Annotated in this window: 15 protein-coding genes and 1 riboswitch; of the genes, 9 read left to right on the forward strand and 6 right to left on the reverse strand. The window is 56.5% G+C overall.

Features of this window, described 5'->3' with window-relative positions; all coding sequences use genetic code 11:
• Positions 1-2: 2 nt before the first annotated feature.
• From mraZ to ilvI, 4 genes are all read right to left on the reverse strand, one after another.
• Positions 3-461, reverse strand: a complete 459-nt coding sequence (gene mraZ, locus IBT54_RS13585) for a division/cell wall cluster transcriptional repressor MraZ (protein ID WP_009092149.1) — start codon at positions 459-461, stop codon at positions 3-5.
• A gap of 494 nt (positions 462-955) precedes the next feature.
• Complete coding sequence (gene cra / locus IBT54_RS13590; RefSeq protein ID WP_013356758.1) at positions 956-1,966, reverse strand: catabolite repressor/activator; 1,011 nt, start codon at positions 1,964-1,966, stop codon at positions 956-958.
• A gap of 196 nt (positions 1,967-2,162) precedes the next feature.
• The gene (ilvN, locus tag IBT54_RS13595) at positions 2,163-2,654 is read right to left on the reverse strand and encodes an acetolactate synthase small subunit (RefSeq protein WP_013356757.1); all 492 of its coding nucleotides are present in this window, start codon (positions 2,652-2,654) and stop codon (positions 2,163-2,165) included.
• 2 nt (positions 2,655-2,656) lie between these two features.
• A complete protein-coding gene (ilvI, locus tag IBT54_RS13600) occupies positions 2,657-4,381 on the reverse strand; it encodes an acetolactate synthase 3 large subunit (RefSeq protein ID WP_201252301.1) in 1,725 nt (574 codons plus the stop codon).
• A gap of 730 nt (positions 4,382-5,111) precedes the next feature.
• Here ilvI and leuL point away from each other — a divergent pair.
• From leuL to leuD, 5 genes are all read left to right on the forward strand, one after another.
• A complete protein-coding gene (gene leuL / locus IBT54_RS25470; RefSeq protein ID WP_099257765.1) occupies positions 5,112-5,195 on the forward strand; it encodes a leu operon leader peptide in 84 nt (27 codons plus the stop codon).
• A 90-nt stretch (positions 5,196-5,285) separates the two neighbouring features.
• The gene (gene leuA / locus IBT54_RS13610; RefSeq protein ID WP_033781852.1) at positions 5,286-6,848 is read left to right on the forward strand and encodes a 2-isopropylmalate synthase; all 1,563 of its coding nucleotides are present in this window, start codon (positions 5,286-5,288) and stop codon (positions 6,846-6,848) included.
• A 2-nt stretch (positions 6,849-6,850) separates the two neighbouring features.
• Positions 6,851-7,942 carry a 3-isopropylmalate dehydrogenase gene (gene leuB / locus IBT54_RS13615; RefSeq protein WP_098051507.1) on the forward strand — a complete coding sequence of 364 codons (1,092 nt, stop codon included), beginning with the start codon at positions 6,851-6,853 and terminating at the stop codon, positions 7,940-7,942.
• A gap of 4 nt (positions 7,943-7,946) precedes the next feature.
• A complete protein-coding gene (gene leuC, locus IBT54_RS13620; RefSeq protein ID WP_013356753.1) occupies positions 7,947-9,353 on the forward strand; it encodes a 3-isopropylmalate dehydratase large subunit in 1,407 nt (468 codons plus the stop codon).
• Positions 9,354-9,356: 3 nt separating this feature from the next.
• Complete coding sequence (gene leuD, locus IBT54_RS13625) at positions 9,357-9,962, forward strand: 3-isopropylmalate dehydratase small subunit (RefSeq protein ID WP_003854779.1); 606 nt, start codon at positions 9,357-9,359, stop codon at positions 9,960-9,962.
• A gap of 270 nt (positions 9,963-10,232) precedes the next feature.
• On the opposite strand, the gene IBT54_RS13630 is transcribed toward leuD, so the two are convergent.
• Positions 10,233-11,411, reverse strand: a complete 1,179-nt coding sequence (locus IBT54_RS13630) for an MFS transporter (RefSeq protein WP_201252302.1) — start codon at positions 11,409-11,411, stop codon at positions 10,233-10,235.
• 253 nt (positions 11,412-11,664) lie between these two features.
• Between IBT54_RS13630 and sgrR the strand changes: the two genes are divergently transcribed.
• The 4 genes from sgrR to thiQ all read left to right on the forward strand — a co-directional run bounded on the left by sgrR (position 11,665) and on the right by thiQ (position 16,768).
• A complete protein-coding gene (sgrR, locus tag IBT54_RS13635) occupies positions 11,665-13,326 on the forward strand; it encodes an HTH-type transcriptional regulator SgrR (RefSeq protein ID WP_201252303.1) in 1,662 nt (553 codons plus the stop codon).
• 35 nt (positions 13,327-13,361) lie between these two features.
• Positions 13,362-13,464, forward strand: a riboswitch (TPP riboswitch).
• Between the two features lie 46 nt (positions 13,465-13,510).
• Positions 13,511-14,497, forward strand: coding sequence for a thiamine ABC transporter substrate binding subunit (thiB, locus tag IBT54_RS13640; protein ID WP_033781845.1), 987 nt, complete (start codon positions 13,511-13,513; stop codon positions 14,495-14,497).
• Positions 14,473-16,080: a thiamine/thiamine pyrophosphate ABC transporter permease ThiP gene (thiP, locus tag IBT54_RS13645; RefSeq protein ID WP_201252304.1), complete on the forward strand. Its 1,608-nt coding sequence runs from the start codon at positions 14,473-14,475 to the stop codon at positions 16,078-16,080. The genes thiB and thiP overlap by 25 nt, the downstream gene beginning before the upstream one ends.
• Entirely contained in the window at positions 16,067-16,768 is a 702-nt protein-coding gene (gene thiQ / locus IBT54_RS13650) for a thiamine ABC transporter ATP-binding protein ThiQ (RefSeq protein WP_201252305.1), read from the forward strand. Before thiP ends, thiQ begins: the two co-directional genes overlap by 14 nt.
• 3 nt (positions 16,769-16,771) lie before the next feature.
• Here thiQ and IBT54_RS13655 read toward each other — a convergent pair whose 3' ends face one another.
• Positions 16,772-17,536, reverse strand: a complete 765-nt coding sequence (locus IBT54_RS13655; protein WP_095707664.1) for a DedA family protein — start codon at positions 17,534-17,536, stop codon at positions 16,772-16,774.
• Between the last annotated feature and the right edge of the window lie 37 nt (positions 17,537-17,573).

Genomic DNA, 17,573 nt, shown 5'->3' on the forward strand with positions numbered 1-17,573 from the left:
AGCTATAGCGACAAGTCCTGCAACCGCTCAGATAAAGGCTCCTGAGCCGACTGTTCTGCGTCAATATCGTCCCTGACTTGTTGATACCAGGTCTGTTCATCCCACAGCTCAAACTTGTTGAACTGTCCAACCAGCATCACTTCTTTGGTTAATTTTGCGTGCTGCCGAAGCGTATTTGCCAGCAGCAGGCGGCCTGCATTGTCCATCTGACATTCACTGGCATGTCCCAGCAGCAAACGCTGTACGCGGCGCTCAAGTGGATTCATGCTGGAAAGGCGTGCCAGCTTTTTTTCAATGATTTCCCATTCGGGCAGGGTATAAAGCAACAGGCATGGCTGGTGGAGGTCGATGGTACAGACCATCTGCCCCTGAGATTCCCCAATCAGCAAATCGCGATATCGCGTGGGTACGGCGAGCCGCCCTTTGCTGTCGAGATTGACTAACGTTGCTCCGCGGAACATGCCAGTCTCTCCTCCTGGTCACCCATTTACGCCACTTTATCCCACTTTTTACCACGAAACGAGTTTAAGGATCCCATGAAATCCTTGTCAAGCCGGAGCGGTAGTTGAATATCACTCTTTACAGAGCGCAAAATTAATCTCTGGCGACGATATAAACGAATAAAAAGGGAAAGTAAAAATTAAGCCAATGAATACCTGAATAAAAATAAGGACCCACAAAAAAACGACTAAAAATGAAACAACATGCAGCGCTGAATATTTATCGTAGTTTCTGAGACAGCGGCGGCATTTTAGGGGATTTCCGAAAGGAAGCACAGCAGCTTCAGGCGAGACGGGGCAGGAAGTTTGTTGAAGTTGTAAGCAGATAATAAAAATAAGCCTGTCGACTTTGTTAGATTTGATGAGCAGAATTTACGCTTTTTTACGTCGACCTGTTTATTTAATCAGTACATCACGGAAATAAAATGGGCGGGCAGCATAATACTGCCCGTTACTCATTTAACTTTTCTGCTTAATTGTCCGCGACGGTATAAATTACGACGAATGCGGGTTAAACCCGGTTTCGGTTTTCTGGGTTCATCCAGCGAGGCTAAAACTAATTCCAGTACACGCTCTGCCACGTCACGATGACGCTGACCCACCGCCAGTACCGGACACTCAAGAAAGTCCAGTAATTCGTGGTCGCCAAAGGTGGCAATGGCCAGCTCGGTCGGCAGCCTTCCGTCACGTTTCAGCGTCACATCCATGACACCCTGCAGCAGACCAAATGAGGTGGTAAACAGCGCCTCCGGCATCGGATGATCTTCAAGGTATTTTTCAAACAGCGCGGCAGCGGCGGTGCGTTCGAAGCTGTTGCAGTAGATGTAGTCAATCGGACGGGGATCGTCTTTCCAGGCATCGCGGAACCCCATCTCCCGCAGGAAACTTACTGAGAGCTCAGGTAACGCGCCAAGGAACAGCACATTTTTAACCTCAAGCTGACGCAGTTCAGCGGCCAGCGTCTGTGCATCATCCTGATCGGCACCCACTACGCTGGTAAAATGTTCACGATCCAGCGCGCGGTCTAACGCGATAATCGGCAGGGGATCGTTGATCCAGCGCTGATAAAAGGGATGCTCTGGCGGTAATGAGGTAGAGACGATAATCGCATCGACCTGCCGCTGTAACAGATGTTCAATGCAGCGCATCTCGTTATCAGGCTGGTCTTCAGAACAGGCGATCAGCAGCTGATAGCCGCGCTGACGCGCCTGGCGCTCCAGATAGTTCGCAATACGGGTATAGCTGGTATTTTCCAGATCGGGAATCACTAACCCAATGGAGCGCGTTCGCCCGGCACGTAGCCCGGCAGCCACCGCATTAGGGTGATAATTATGCTCACGTACCACCGCCATGACTTTTTCAACGGTTTTGTCGCTGACACGATACTGCCGCGCTTTACCATTGATCACATAACTGGCCGTGGTGCGCGATACGCCTGCCAGACGCGCAATTTCATCCAGTTTCACGATAACCCCACCATCAAATCCGCTTTAACGGCAAAAATAGCCGCAGTTAAGCTATGGATAACTTATGACTATCATCTAACAGCAGAAAAGTGCGCGGAGCAACCGCTTTTCTGAATGTAACCCGCCTGGCGCATAAAAAATAAAAAAACCCGGCATTTCGCCGGGTTAGGTGAGGATTGATGATGACGGAGCGTAATTAACGCATGATGCGATCGCCGCGTGAAACGCCCACGATCCCGGAGCGTGCCACTTCAATAATTTCGGCAACATCGCGGACGGTATTCAGGAAAGCGTCCAGTTTGTCACTGGTGCCTGCAAGCTGAACCGTGTACAGCGTTGGCGTCACGTCAATGATCTGACCGCGGAAGATCTCGGCGTTTCGTTTCACCTCTTCACGGCCATAACCGCTGGCCTGAATCTTCACCAGCATGATTTCACGTTCAACATAGGCGCCCTGCCCCAGTTCGGTAACGCGCAGCACATCCACCAGCTTGTGCAGCTGCTTTTCAATCTGCTCCAGCACCTTCTGATCGCCCACCGTCTGAATGGTCATCCGCGACAGCGTGGGATCGTCGGTCGGTGCCACAGTCAGGCTTTCAATGTTATAGCCGCGCTGCGAAAACAGACCGACGACACGGGATAATGCGCCGGATTCGTTCTCCAGCAGAACTGATAAAATGCGACGCATAATTATGTCCTCTCCGTTTTGCTTAACCACATCTCATCCATGCTGCCACCGCGAATCTGCATCGGGTAAACGTGCTCGCTACCGTCAACGGTGACATCCACAAACACCAGACGTCCTTTCGCCAGCGTTTCCAGCGCCAGCGTCAGTTTCTCTTCCAGCTCAGCCGGATGTTCAATCGCGATGCCGACATGACCGTAGGCTTCCGCCAGACGCACGAAGTCAGGCAGCGACTCCATATAAGACTGGGAGTGACGACCGGAATAGATCATATCCTGCCACTGCTTCACCATGCCCAGCACCCGGTTATTCAGGTTCAGCACCAGCACCGGCAGATCGTACTGCAGTGCTGTAGAGAGCTCCTGAATGTTCATCTGGATACTGCCATCGCCCGTTACGCAGATGACGGTCTCTTCCGGCAACGCCATCTTAACGCCCAGCGCAGCAGGCAGACCAAAGCCCATGGTGCCCAGACCGCCGGAGTTGATCCAGCGGCGCGGTTTGTCGAAAGGATAATAGAGCGCAGCAAACATCTGATGCTGGCCCACATCCGACGTGACGTACGCATCGCCTTTGGTCAGACGGCTGATGGTTTCAATTACGGCCTGTGGTTTAATTTTATCGCTGGTGCGATCAAATTCCAGGCAGTGACGACTGCGCCAGCCTTCGATCGCCTGCCACCAGTCGTGCAGGCTCTCAGCACGCGATGGCGTGTCGCTTTGCGCCAGCAAATCCAGCATCTGCTGCAGTACCTGTTTCGCATCACCTACGATCGGGATATCCGCCGCGACCGTCTTGGAAATAGAGGTAGGGTCGATATCGATGTGCATCACCGTGGCGTTGGGACAATATTTCGCCAGGTTATTAGTGGTGCGATCATCGAAGCGAACACCAATACCAAAAATCAGGTCGGTATTGTGCATCGTCATGTTGGCTTCGTACGTGCCGTGCATACCGAGCATGCCGACGCACTGACGGTGGGTACCCGGAAACGCGCCCAGGCCCATCAGCGAAGTTGTCACCGGAATATTCAGGCTTTCGGCCAGCTGTAACAGTTCCGCTTCGCAGCCAGCGGTGATGGCCCCGCCACCCGCGTAAATCACCGGCTTCTTCGCGGCCAGCAAGGTGGTCAGCGCGCGCTTAATCTGCCCTTTGTGACCCTGAATGGTCGGGTTGTAGGAGCGCATGCTTACCGAGTCCGGCCAGTGATAAGGCAGTTTGTTGGCCGGGTTCAGAATATCTTTTGGCAGGTCGATCACCACCGGTCCCGGACGTCCGCTGGAGGCCAGCCAGAATGCCTTTTTCAGTACGGTTGGGATCTCTTCGGTGCTTTTTACCAGGAAGCTGTGCTTCACCACCGGACGAGAGATGCCGACCATGTCGCACTCCTGAAAGGCATCATAGCCAATCAGCGACGAGGGAACCTGACCCGACAGGATCACCAGCGGAATCGAGTCCATATAGGCGGTAGCGATACCTGTAATTGCATTGGTTGCACCGGGTCCTGAGGTAACCAGCACCACGCCAACTTCACCAGTAGCACGCGCCAGACCGTCAGCCATATGCACCGCGCCCTGCTCATGGCGCACCAGAATGTGATCGATACCCCCGACGGTTTGCAGCGCATCATAGATATCTAAGACTGCGCCACCCGGATAACCGAATACCTGCTTAACGCCCTGATCGATTAACGAACGGACGACCATTTCGGCTCCTGACAACATCTCCATCTTCTGCCTCCAGGCTTGAGGACCCGGCCCGGTTACTACGCCCGTTGGTGTGTAACACGTTGCCCTGGTGCCTGCTTTGCCAATCAAAATCTTATGTTTATGCACGACAGCGAAAACATGTGCCGCTGTCCGGTTACAGAGAAATCTGTTGAGTTCATTGTTCTGAGAGTAGGTCAATTACCATAACCGCAGTTAACCGGGCAGGCAAACCGCAAACCCGCGTAAATTAAAAGGCCGGGACGTAAAGGCTCTGCCTGATAAGAATTGGCTGCGCGGATTAAACTAATTACGTCGCAGAACCGCAGACGAAAATGCTAAGTAAGAAATTATTTTCAGCGTGATATAAGAAATAACGAAAACTTATTACCGCCTGCAATAGCCCACAATCGCCTGACGCTTTTCTTTTCTGGCGTAATTAACCAGTAAATCACGCAAGCGCATTCGATTATGCTAACCGACAGGTGATAAATCCTGTGGTGCTGCTAGGCTGCAAACCAATAAAATTATTATTTTTCAATAGAATAAATCTTTAAACAGCCCATAAAAGGCAGCCTTCCGGGGCTGATTGCTTACGCAGTGACTGACGCGCTGTTCATTACGCTGCCTGACCGTTAAATAACAGAATATCTTCCTTCATCGTCCCGGATAATACCCCTGCATTGAAGGTTGACATCCCTGAGCGATTCCAGTACCAATATGTACAGCACAACATTTTATAAGGTTTGAATCCATGTTTCGTTCTGTTCGCCTTCTCGGTCTACTACTAAACGCACTCAGCTTGCGCGGTAGACTTGTGGGCGGAATCAAACACTGATTCAAACCTGCTGAAAGTTAAAAACCCGCGCCTGTCGCGGGTTTTTTTATGCTCGTTGCCAGGCCCGAAAAAAGCAAAAGGATGAATACGATGAGCCAGCAAGTCATTATTTTCGATACCACTCTGCGCGATGGTGAGCAGGCATTACAGGCCAGCCTGAGTGTGAAAGAAAAATTGCAGATTGCCTTAGCGCTGGAGCGTATGGGCGTGGATGTGATGGAAGTGGGTTTCCCGGTCTCCTCACCAGGCGACTTTGAATCAGTACAGACCATTGCGCGCACCATCAAAAACAGTCGGGTCTGCGGACTGGCGCGCTGTGTGGAGAAAGACATCGACGCGGCATATGAATCACTGCGCGTTGCCGAAGCCTTCCGTATTCATACTTTCATCGCGACCTCCCCGATGCACATCGCCACCAAACTGCGCAGTACGCTGCCGGAAGTGATTGAGCGTGCGGTGCATATGGTAAAGCGTGCGCGTAACTACACCAGTGACGTCGAGTTCTCCTGTGAAGATGGCGGCCGTACCCCCATTGATGACCTGTGCCGGATGGTGGAAGCCACGATTAACGCCGGTGCGACCACTATCAACATCCCGGACACCGTTGGCTACACCCTGCCAGGCGAATATGCTCACATCATCAGCGAACTGATGAACCGCGTTCCTAACATCGATAAAGCGATTATCTCTGTACATACCCACGATGACCTGGGCATGGCAACCGGTAACGCCCTGGCTGCTGTTCAGGCCGGCGCGCGTCAGGTTGAAGGCACGATGAATGGGCTGGGTGAACGTGCCGGTAACTGTGCGCTGGAAGAGGTGATCATGGCGATTAAAACCCGTCAGCAGATCATGAACGTGCACACCACTATCAATCATCAGGAAATCTACCGCACCAGCCAGATGGTCAGCCAGATCTGCAACATGCCGATCCCGGCGAATAAAGCAGTGGTCGGCTCCAACGCTTTCGCCCACTCCTCCGGTATTCATCAGGATGGCGTGCTGAAGAATCGCGAGAACTACGAAATCCTGACGCCAGAGTCGATTGGCTTGCACAAAATCCAGCTGAACCTGACCTCGCGTTCAGGCCGTGCGGCGGTAAAACATCGCATGGAAGAGATGGGCTATGCCGAGCAGGATTACAATCTGGATACGCTGTATGACGCCTTCCTGAAGCTGGCCGACAAAAAAGGTCAGGTCTTCGATTACGACCTGGAAGCGCTGGCCTTCATCAACAAACAGAATGAAGAGCCGGAGCATTTCCAGCTGCACGAATTTAACGTCCAGACCGGTTCCGGCATCACCGCAACCGCCTCTGTCAATCTGGGCTGCGGTGATGTCGCTAAATCGGATGCCGCCACCGGTAACGGTCCGGTTGATGCGGTCTATCAGGCGATTAACCGCATCACGCAGTTTGACGCTGAGCTGGTCAACTACAAGCTGACCGCGAAAGGCCACGGCGAGAACGCGCTGGGTCAGGTCGATATCGTTGTGAGCTACAACGGCCGCAAATTCCACGGCATTGGTCTGGCGACCGATATCGTCGAGTCCTCTGCGAAAGCGATGGTCAACGCCCTGAACAATATCTGGCGTGCCCGTCAGGTTGAACAAGAATTGCAGCGTAAATTTAAAGATCAGAAGGAAACCGTATAACCATGTCCACCTCCTCTCATATCGCAGTTTTACCCGGTGACGGTATCGGCCCGGAAGTGATGGCACAGGCGATGAAAGTGCTGGATGCCATTCGTCAGCGCTTTGATATGCAGATTACCACCCAGGAATATGCGGTCGGCGGCATTGCTATCGATCAGCACGGCGAACCTCTGCCACCGGCTACGGTTGCAGGCTGCGAGCAGGCCGACGCGATCCTGTTTGGCTCCGTTGGCGGTCCGAAGTGGGAGCATTTACCGCCGGCATCACAGCCGGAACGCGGTGCGCTGCTGCCGCTGCGCAAGCATTTTAAGCTGTTCAGTAACCTGCGTCCGGCGGCGCTCTACAGCGGACTGGAAGCCTTCTGCCCGCTGCGCGCCGATATCGCCGCAAAGGGCTTCGACATTCTCTGTGTTCGTGAACTGACCGGCGGCATCTATTTTGGTCAGCCGAAAGGACGCGAAGGCAGCGGCCCGGAAGAGCGTGCCTTTGATACCGAGGTCTATCACCGTTTCGAAATTGAGCGCATCGCCCGTATCGCGTTTGAATCGGCGCGCAAACGTCGCAACAAAGTCACCTCGGTGGATAAAGCCAACGTGCTGCAGACCTCGGTGATGTGGCGTGAAATTGTTAATGAAGTGGCAAAAGAGTACCCGGACGTGCAGCTGAGCCACATCTATATCGACAACGCGACCATGCAGCTGATCAAAGACCCGTCGCAGTTTGACGTGCTGCTCTGCTCCAACCTGTTCGGTGACATTCTCTCTGATGAGTGCGCCATGATCACCGGCTCGATGGGCATGCTGCCGTCAGCCAGCCTGAATGAAGCGGGCTTTGGCCTGTTCGAACCGGCGGGCGGTTCAGCGCCGGATATCGCCGGTCAGAACATTGCTAACCCGGTCGCTCAGATTCTGTCGCTGTCGCTGCTGCTGCGTTATAGCCTGAATGCCGATGCGGCAGCCGACAGTATCGAACGCGCCATCAGCCGTGCGCTGGAACAGGGCTACCGCACCAAAGATTTAGCCGGTGATGGCCCTGCGGTCAGCACAGATGAGATGGGCAGCATCATTGCCCGCTTTATCGCCGAGGAAAAATAAAAAAATGAAAACCTTATACCAGAAGTTATTTGATGCACATGTCGTCCACGAAGCGCCGAACGAAACGCCGTTACTCTACATCGATCGTCACCTGATCCATGAAGTGACCTCGCCACAGGCCTTTGATGGCCTGCGCGCACACGGACGTAAAGTCCGTCAGCCGGGCAAAACCTTTGCCACGATGGATCACAACGTCTCTACCCAGACCAAAGATATCAATGCGTCGGGCGAGATGGCGCGTATTCAGATGCAGGAGCTGATGAAGAACTGCGAAGAATTTGGCGTACAGCTGTATGACCTGAATCACCCATTCCAGGGCATCGTCCACGTTATCGGTCCTGAGCAGGGTATGACGCTGCCGGGCATGACCATTGTGTGCGGCGATTCGCACACCGCCACCCACGGCGCGTTCGGCTCGCTGGCCTTTGGTATCGGCACCTCTGAAGTGGAACATGTATTTGCCACTCAGACCCTGAAACAGGGTCGGGCGAAAACCATGAAGATTGAAGTACTGGGCCAGGCGTCCACCGGCATTACCGCCAAAGATATCGTGCTGGCGATCATCGGTAAAACCGGCAGCGCAGGCGGTACTGGTTATGTGGTTGAATTCTGCGGCCCGGCCATTCAGGCGCTGAGCATGGAAGGTCGTATGACCCTGTGCAACATGGCGATTGAGATGGGCGCGAAAGCGGGCCTGGTAGCACCGGATGACACTACTTTCAACTACCTGAAAGGTCGTCAGTTCTCCCCACAGGGCGAGAAATGGGAGCAGGCCGTTGAATACTGGCGCACCCTGAAATCTGATGAAGGCGCGAAGTATGATGCGGTAGTGACGCTGCATGCTGAAGAGATTGCACCGCAGGTCACCTGGGGCACCAACCCGGGCCAGGTGATTGCCGTTGATCAGTTGATCCCGAACCCGGCCTCATTCGCCGATCCGGTTGAGCGCGCCTCAGCGGAAAAAGCGCTGGCCTACATGAACCTGCAGCCGGGCATTAAACTGACCGATGTTGCGATTGATAAAGTGTTTATCGGCTCCTGCACCAACTCACGTATTGAAGATCTGCGTGCCGCCGCCGCTATCGCCAAAGGCCGCAAAGTCGCGCCTGGCGTGGTCGCGATGGTGGTGCCGGGTTCCGGCCCGGTCAAAGCGCAGGCTGAAGCGGAAGGTCTGGATAAAATCTTCCTGGAAGCGGGCTTTGAATGGCGTCTGCCTGGCTGCTCAATGTGCCTGGCGATGAACAATGACCGCCTGAATCCGGGCGAGCGTTGCGCATCTACCAGCAACCGTAACTTTGAAGGTCGCCAGGGCCGTGGTGGACGTACCCATCTGGTCAGCCCGGCGATGGCCGCGGCGGCTGCCGTGACCGGCCACTTTGCCGACATCCGTGAACTGACGACAGGAGCTTAAGTCATGGCGAATAAATTTACTCAGCACACTGGCATTGTTGCACCGCTGGATGCCGCGAACGTCGATACGGACGCGATCATTCCCAAGCAGTTTTTGCAGAAGGTCACCCGTACCGGTTTCGGTCAGCATCTGTTCCATGACTGGCGCTTTGAAGATGACGCTGGTACGGTGCCGACGCCCGGCTTTGTGCTGAACAAGCCTGAGTTCAAAGGCACCAGCATCCTGCTGGCGCGCGAGAACTTTGGCTGTGGCTCTTCACGTGAGCATGCGCCCTGGGCGCTGACCGATTTCGGTTTCCACGTGGTGATTGCGCCGAGCTTCGCGGATATTTTTTACGGCAACAGTTTCAACAACCAGCTGCTGCCGGTGAAGTTAAGCGAAGAGGAAGTGGATGAGCTGTTCAGACTGGTTGCGGCCCAGCCGGGTATCAGCTTCACGGTCGATCTGGAAGCGCAGACGGTCACCGCAGGCGATAAAGTCTATCCGTTTGAACTCGACAGCTTCCGCCGCCACTGCATGATTAATGGTCTCGACAGCATCGGCCTGACCCTGCAGCACGAAGCCTCGATTTCGCAGTACGAGCAGAATCAGCCCGCTTTTCTGCGCTGATTGAGTTAATGAAGGGTGACATTCGGTCGCCCTCAGACTGCTGACAAACCCAAATCAGGGTGAATCTGAAAGCAATAAAAAAACCTGATGCGCTGGGAACACGGTCAGAAGAGGAAAGCGTCCCGCGCCAGGGACGGCGCGGGCCGAGCGGCCAGGGATGGCTTAAGCGACTTTCCGATCTGACCGTGTTCTCTTCGCCAGCTCGGTCTTACCGCCACCGAGCCGGACGTTATCAGCACTGTGAGGGCGACATCCTGTCGCCCTTCTCTTTTATACGTCGCGCACCCGCGCCGACATCACCAGCGCCACGATCGCCAGCCCGAATGCCAGCCAGTAAACCGCCTCATGTCCCAGCCGCTCACTCAGCGTTCCCTGAATCACCCCGGCCAGAATCATGCCGGTCGAGATCGAGTTAGTGAACATCGTGGTCGCCGCGCCGGGTCGTCCTGGCATCAGATCCTGAAACCACAACATCCCGATACCCGCAATAATCCCGACAAATACCGCGTTAAACAGCTGCAATACCATCAGCGAAGTGCGGGAGTTGAACAACACCAGCCCCAGGTAAAACAGGACGCCCGCTGCCACCGCGATCAGCATTAACCGCCGCTTGCCGATGCGGCGCGCGTAATGTCCCGCCAGCAGCATCACCGGAATCTCCAGCCCGGCCGCCGTTCCCATCAGCAAACCAGCCAGCTTCTCCGGCAGCCCCAGCGTGGTGCTGATATAGAGCGGCATATCGATGATATACATGGTGTTGCAGGTCCACATCACGACGGAGGCGATGAACAGCAACCGCACATCCCGATCCCGCCAGCCGCTTATCGGCAGCCCGCCGCTTTGCATCAGCGGCTGCGTGCGTGGCACAGATGGCAGCGTAAACCAGACCAGCAGGATACAGATCAGAAACAGCGCAGCGGCCACCAAAAACAGCGTCACAAAACCGTAGTTCAGCGCCAGCGCGAACGAGAGCGGTGGCCCGATCACCCACGCCAGCGACAGCTGCGCACGCATCACCGAACTGAACATCACCGCTTCCCGTGACGACTGATCGGCATACTCCCGCGCCAGCGCAAACAGCTGCGGCATTGAGACGCTGGCCAGCGCCGACAGCACTACACCCAGCGTCAGCAGGGTCAGATAGTGGCGGGTAAAGGCAAACAGCAGCGCATTCATCAGCGCCATCAGGCAGCAGAAGAGAATGATATGCCGACGATCGCCAACGCTGTCTGAGCGCTTAGCCACCAGCATGCTCACCACGATACCGGCCACCGCATTGATGGTGAAAAACAGCCCGACCCAGAAGGGCCGCGCCTGCACCTCGCGCGTCAGAAACAGGCTGAGCGTGGGTGCCTGTAATGCGCCCGCGATGCCCAGCATGAACGAGGCAACCATAAAAGCGAGGTAAACCGGATTGATGCGGCGCTGCCGCGTTAACAGCGATTTCATAGCGAAATCCCTTTCAGAACAAACAGACGGGAAAAAGAAGGGTAGACGATACCGCGCAACATGAAAAAAGCCAGCAGAGATCATCTGCTGGCGGTGTAAATGCACCCTACTCAGAAAAGCACTCCACTGAACAGCGAAGTGAGGGTCGAACGCCATTCACTGCTGAATGCCTCCCGCTCTTCCCATAGCGCAAAGTTTGCTCTTAAAATGGGGCAGAAAAAACAGAGCGCTTTTCACCGGGAGTTCCTCTTTTATGTCCTCATCACGTCTGAAGCAGCAGTTCATTCGCCTGTGGCAGAGCTGCCAGGGGCAAACGCAGGAGATTACCCTCAGCGAACTGGCTGACCTGCTGCATTGCTCTCGCCGTCATATGCGTAATCTGCTCAACCGGATGCAGGCTGCAGGATGGCTGATCTGGCAGGCGGAAGCCGGCCGCGGCAGGCGATCGCAACTCACCTTCTGCTACACCGGTCTGGCGTTGCAGCAGCAGCGTGCTGAGGATCTGCTGGAACAGGATCGCATCGATCAACTGGTCCAGCTGGTGGGCGATAAAAACCAGGTGCGGCAGATGATTGGGGCACACCTGGGGCGCAGTTTCCGCCAGGGCAAGCATATCCTGCGGGTGCTCTACTATCGTCCGCTGCTTAACCTGCTGCCCGGTTCGCCGCTGCGGCGCTCGGAAACGCATATTGCGCGACAGATTTTTAACGGCCTGACGCGGATAAATGAGGAAAACGGGGAAATCGAACCCGATATTGCGCACCACTGGCAGCAGACTTCCCCACTTCACTGGCGCTTCTTTGTGCGTCCGGCGATTCGCTTCCATCACGGCAGAGAACTGGAGATGGAGGATGTGCTCGCCACGCTGGAGCGTCAGCGCGCCCATCCACTCTTTTCCCATATCGCGCAGATTGACTCGCCTGCCCCCTGGACGCTGGATATCTGTTTAAGCCAGCCCGACGAGGGATTACCCTGGCTGCTCGGCAGCGTCAGTGCGATGATCCTGCCGCGCGAATGGCCGACACTGCGTGATTTTGCCCGTCAGCCTGTTGGCACCGGTCCCTACCGGGTGATCCGCAATCAGGAGAGCCAGCTGAAAATCGAAGCGTTTGATGACTACTTCGGTTTTCGCGCCCTGATTGATGATGTCTCTATCTGGGTCCTGCCCGACATCAGCGATGAGCTGGTCTATGCCGGTGTCCGACTGCAGGGCGACAGCGTCGATGAAGTTCAGGAGGAGAGCCGCCTTGAAGAGGGCTGCTACTATCTGCTGTTCGATCAGCGTTCAGAGCAGGGTCGCAACGAGGCGGTGCGGCGCTGGGTCAGCTACCTGTTTAACCCCATCGCCCTGCTCAATCATGCCGGCGTCGGCTATCAGCGCTACTGGTTTCCGGCGTATGGTCTGCTGCCGCGCTGGCATCATCGCCGTGATCTGACGCCCGTGGAAAAACCGCCCGGCTTAACGCACCTGACGCTGACCTGGTACAGCCAGCACGTGGAGCACGAAGGTATCGCTAATGCACTGCGTCCGCTGCTGGCAGCGCATGGCGTCACGCTGGAGACCCGTGAGATCAGCTACGAAAGCTGGTATCAGGGCGAGGCGGAAAGTGATATCTGGCTGGGCAGCGTGAACTTTACCCTGCCGCTGAATTACTCCCTGTTCGCGCAACTTTATGAGATTCCACTGCTGCATCACTGCCTGCCGATCGACTGGCATGGCGATGCGGCCCGATGGCGTGAGAAAACACTGCCGCTGGCCGAATGGAGCAAGCAATTAGTCGAAGAAGCCGGTCTGCATCCGCTGTTTCATCACTGGCTGCTACTGGAAGGACAGCGCAGCATGCGCGGCGTACGGATGAATACCCTGGGCTGGTTTGATTTTAAATCGGCCTGGTTCGCGCCACCAGCGCTGTGACGCTTTCGCCCCGGCGCTGAAATGACTAGAATGTGACGTTCTCAACGGGGTGCGGCCTGCCACAAGCAAGCCGCTGAGAGAGACCCGTCGAACCTGATTCGGTTAATACCGACGTAGGGATTTGAGAGGCCTCTGTGCTCAGATCCTTTGCGACTCATCCCCTATTCTCCTGAAGGAGCGCAAAGTGTTAAACAAAGTTCTGCCGGTGCTGCTGTTACTCTCCGCCCCCGTTCTGGCGGCTAAGCCAGTTCTCACGGTCTACACCTACGACTCCTTCTCCGCCGACTGGGGCCCTGGCCCGGCAGTGAAAAAAGCCTTTGAAGCCCAGTGCGACTGCGAACTGAAATTCGTCACGCTGGAAGATGGCGTCTCGCTGCTGAACCGCGTCCGCATGGAAGGCAAAAACAGTAAAGCGGATGTGGTGCTGGGGCTGGATAACAATCTGGTGCAGGCGGCGCAAAAAACTGGCCTGTTTGCCGAAAGTCAGGTCGACACCTCGACATTAAAACTGCCCGATGGCTGGCACAACACCACCTTCGTGCCGTTCGATTATGGCTACTTCGCCTTTGTCTATGACAAAACCCGGCTGAAAAATCCGCCAAAAAGCCTGAAAGAGCTGGTCGACAGCCCGGAGAAGTGGCGGGTGATCTACGAAGATCCCCGCACCAGCACGCCCGGCTTAGGTCTGCTGCTATGGATGCAGAAGGTCTATGGCGATCAGGCCCCGCAGGCGTGGCAAAAGCTGGCGCAGAAAACCGTGACGGTCACTAAAGGCTGGAGTGAAGCCTATGGCCTGTTCCTGAAGGGTGAAGGCGATCTGGTGCTGAGTTACACCACCTCACCGGCTTACCACATCATCGAAGAGAAAAAAGAGAACTATGCTGCCGCGTCTTTTGCCGAGGGACACTATCTGCAGGTTGAAGTGGCCGCGCAGTTAACCAGCAGCAAACAGCCCGCGCTGGCACAGCAGTTTATGAAGTTTATGGTCTCGCCTGACTTCCAGCGCACTATCCCCACCGGCAACTGGATGTACCCGGTGATCGACACGCCTCTGCCTGCCGGTTTCACGGCGCTCAGCGTGCCTTCAACTGCTCTGCAGTTCTCGCCGGAAGAGGTTGCCAGCCAGCGTTCGGGCTGGATTAGCCAGTGGCAACGCGCCGTCAGCCGCTGATGCCGCGCTGGCTGATCCCCGGTTCCCTCGCCACGGTGTTACTGACACTCGTGGCGTTTCTGGCCTTCGGTGCACTCTGGAGCGCCGCACCGGACACGGACTTACGCGGCGTGCTGCAGGATGACTACCTGCATCACGTTATCGCGTTCTCTTTCGCTCAGGCGCTGCTCTCCGCCCTGCTGTCACTGTTGCCTGCAGTACCGCTGGCGCGGGCGCTCTATCGACGCAGCTTCCCAGGCCGCCAACTGCTGCTGCGCCTGTGCGCCATGACGCTGGTGCTGCCGGTGCTGGTCGCGGTGTTCGGCCTGCTGACCGTTTACGGTAGCAATGGCTGGCTGGCGCAGCTGTGCCAGATGGCAGGGCTAGGTTATCACTTCTCGCCCTATGGTCTGCCGGGCATCTTGCTGGCGCACGTCTTCTTTAACCTGCCGCTGGCGACCCGCCTGATGCTGCAGGCGCTGGAGAGCATCCCGGCTGAACAGCGTCAGCTGGCGGCGCAGCTCGACCTGCGCGGCTGGCACCATTTTCGTCTGCTGGAGTGGCCGTGGCTACGGCGTCAGCTGCTGCCGACCGGCGCGCTGATCTTTATGCTCTGTTTCGCCAGCTTTGCCACCGTGCTGTCGCTGGGTGGCGGTCCTCAGGCCACCACCATTGAGCTGGCAATATTCCAGGCGCTGAGTTATGACTACGATCCCGGACGTGCGGCGCTGCTGGCGCTGATTCAGCTCGGCTGCTGCCTTACGCTGGTGCTGCTCAGCCAGCGCTTTAGCAAGGCGATTCCCGCCGGAACCAGTCAGTTGAACGACTGGCGCGATCCGCAGGATTCCCGTGCAGCACAGCTGATGGATGCGCTGCTGATCGGGCTGGCGCTGATCCTGCTGCTGCCTCCGCTGGCGGCGGTCATTGTCGATGGTCTGCACGGCGGACTGCGTGGCGCGCTGGCACAGCCTGCACTGTGGCAGGCCACCTTTACCTCACTGCGCATCGCCATGGGTGCCGGTTTACTCTCAGTGGTCCTGACCATGATGCTGCTGTGGAGCAGTCGGGAACTGCGTCTGCGTCAGCGTCCGACGGCAGCGCAGTTGATCGACACCAGCGGCATGCTAATTCTGGCGATGCCAGGCATTGTGCTCGCCACCGGCTTTTTCCTGCTGTTCAACGCCACCATCGGCCTGCCCGAGTCGGCCGACGGGCTGGTGATCTTTACCAATGCGCTAATCGCCATTCCCTATGCGCTGAAAGTGCTGGAAAATCCGATGCGGGATGTCGCAGAGCGCTACGGCAGACTTTGCGATTCACTGGATATCCACGGCTGGAACCGGCTGCGGCTGATCGAGCTGCGGGCGCTGAAGCGTCCGCTGGCCCAGGCGCTGGCCTTTGCCTGCGTGCTGTCGATTGGTGATTTCGGCGTGGTGGCACTGTTTGGCAGTGCCGACTTCCGCACACTGCCGTTCTACCTTTATCAGCAGATTGGCGCCTATCGCGGTGCAGATGGCGCGGTTACCGCTCTGCTGCTGCTGCTGCTCTGCTTATTGCTGTTCACGCTAATGGAAAAATTACCAGGCCGCCATGCTGACACTTGATAACCTCACTTACCTTTATCAGCATCTGCCGATGCGCTTCAGCCTGACTGCCGCGCGCGGCGAGCGCATCGCGATTCTCGGACCCAGCGGGGCGGGTAAAAGCACCCTGCTGAGCCTGATTGCCGGTTTTCTGCCGGTGAAACAGGGCACTCTGATGATTGACGGCCAGGTGCACACCCACAGCGTCCCGGCCAGACGACCGGTTTCGATGCTGTTTCAGGAGAACAACCTGTTTCCGCACCTCAGCGTACAGCAGAACATGGCGCTGGGGCTGCATCCGGGATTAAAACTCAGCGCTGGGCAGCGTCAGCAGCTGACCGTACTGGCCGACCAGGTGGGATTAGGCGATCTGCTGACTCGCCTGCCGGGCGAACTGTCAGGCGGACAGCGTCAGCGCGTGGCGCTGGCTCGCTGTCTGCTGCGTGACCGGCCGGTGCTGTTGCTGGATGAGCCGTTTTCTGCGCTCGATCCGGCGCTGCGTGGCGAGATGCTGCAACTGGTGCGTTCGGTGTGCGAAGCGCGCAGCATCACGCTGCTGATGGTGTCGCACAGTCTTGAAGATGCACAGCAGATTGCGCCGCGCAGTGTGGTGATTGTGGATGGACGGGTGTACTGGGATGGCGAGACCCGACTGCTGCTGTCGGGCGAGACGCGGGAGGCAGAAGTCCTCGGCATCCCGCGTCGTTAAGCGTCAGGCGAAGAACACTTGCCACAGCAGATGACGGAAAACCGGCATCATCGGATGGAACTGAATACCCACAAACGCCGCAACGGCGATCACCAGCCCCAGCGGTCCTGCCCAGCGTAAACGCTCAGGCGGCAGCCAGGCGGTCGCCCAGTCGCGGCTCTTGCCGCTGCGCCACCAGCGCCAGCATAACCAGCCGCCCAGCCAGATCAGCAGGGCTACGCCGAGTAACAGCCACTTAAAGCTGCCGCCCTGCGCGGCTTTGGGCACATCGATCGCTACACCCGCCAGAATACCGGGCAGCAGATAGAGCGGCGGCCAGAGGATGCAGCCAATAATGTTCGGCGGCAGGAATTTACGCACTGGCAGCTCCAGCATACCGGCCGCCAGCGGAATCAGCGGACGTGTCGGCCCCACAAAGCGCCCGACCAGAATCGTAAACATGCTGTGCTGATGCAGGGCATGCTCGGTTTTATCCAGCAGGCCTTTATATTTTTGCAGATACTTCCAGCGATGCAGCGGCCCCTGGAATTTCCAGCCGATACCGTAAGAGACCCAGTCACCAATCAGGCAGCCCGCAAAGCCCGCCGCCCAGGCAGGATAGAGACCAAGCTCGCCACTGCCCACCAGCGCACCCAGACTGGCCATCATTACCGTACCTGGCAGCAACAGCCCGACCAGCGCCAGCGACTCCAGAAACGTCACCAGCGCAACGGCAAACAGCGCCCACTCCAGGGACTGCGTAATCAGTTGTTGAATCCAGGCTTCCATAATCATCCTAAGTAAAAGCAGAAGGCTGGATTGTCCA

The sequence above is a fragment of the Pantoea sp. S62 genome (genome assembly GCF_016658625.1).
In the GTDB taxonomy this organism is placed as follows: domain Bacteria; phylum Pseudomonadota; class Gammaproteobacteria; order Enterobacterales; family Enterobacteriaceae; genus Pantoea; species Pantoea vagans.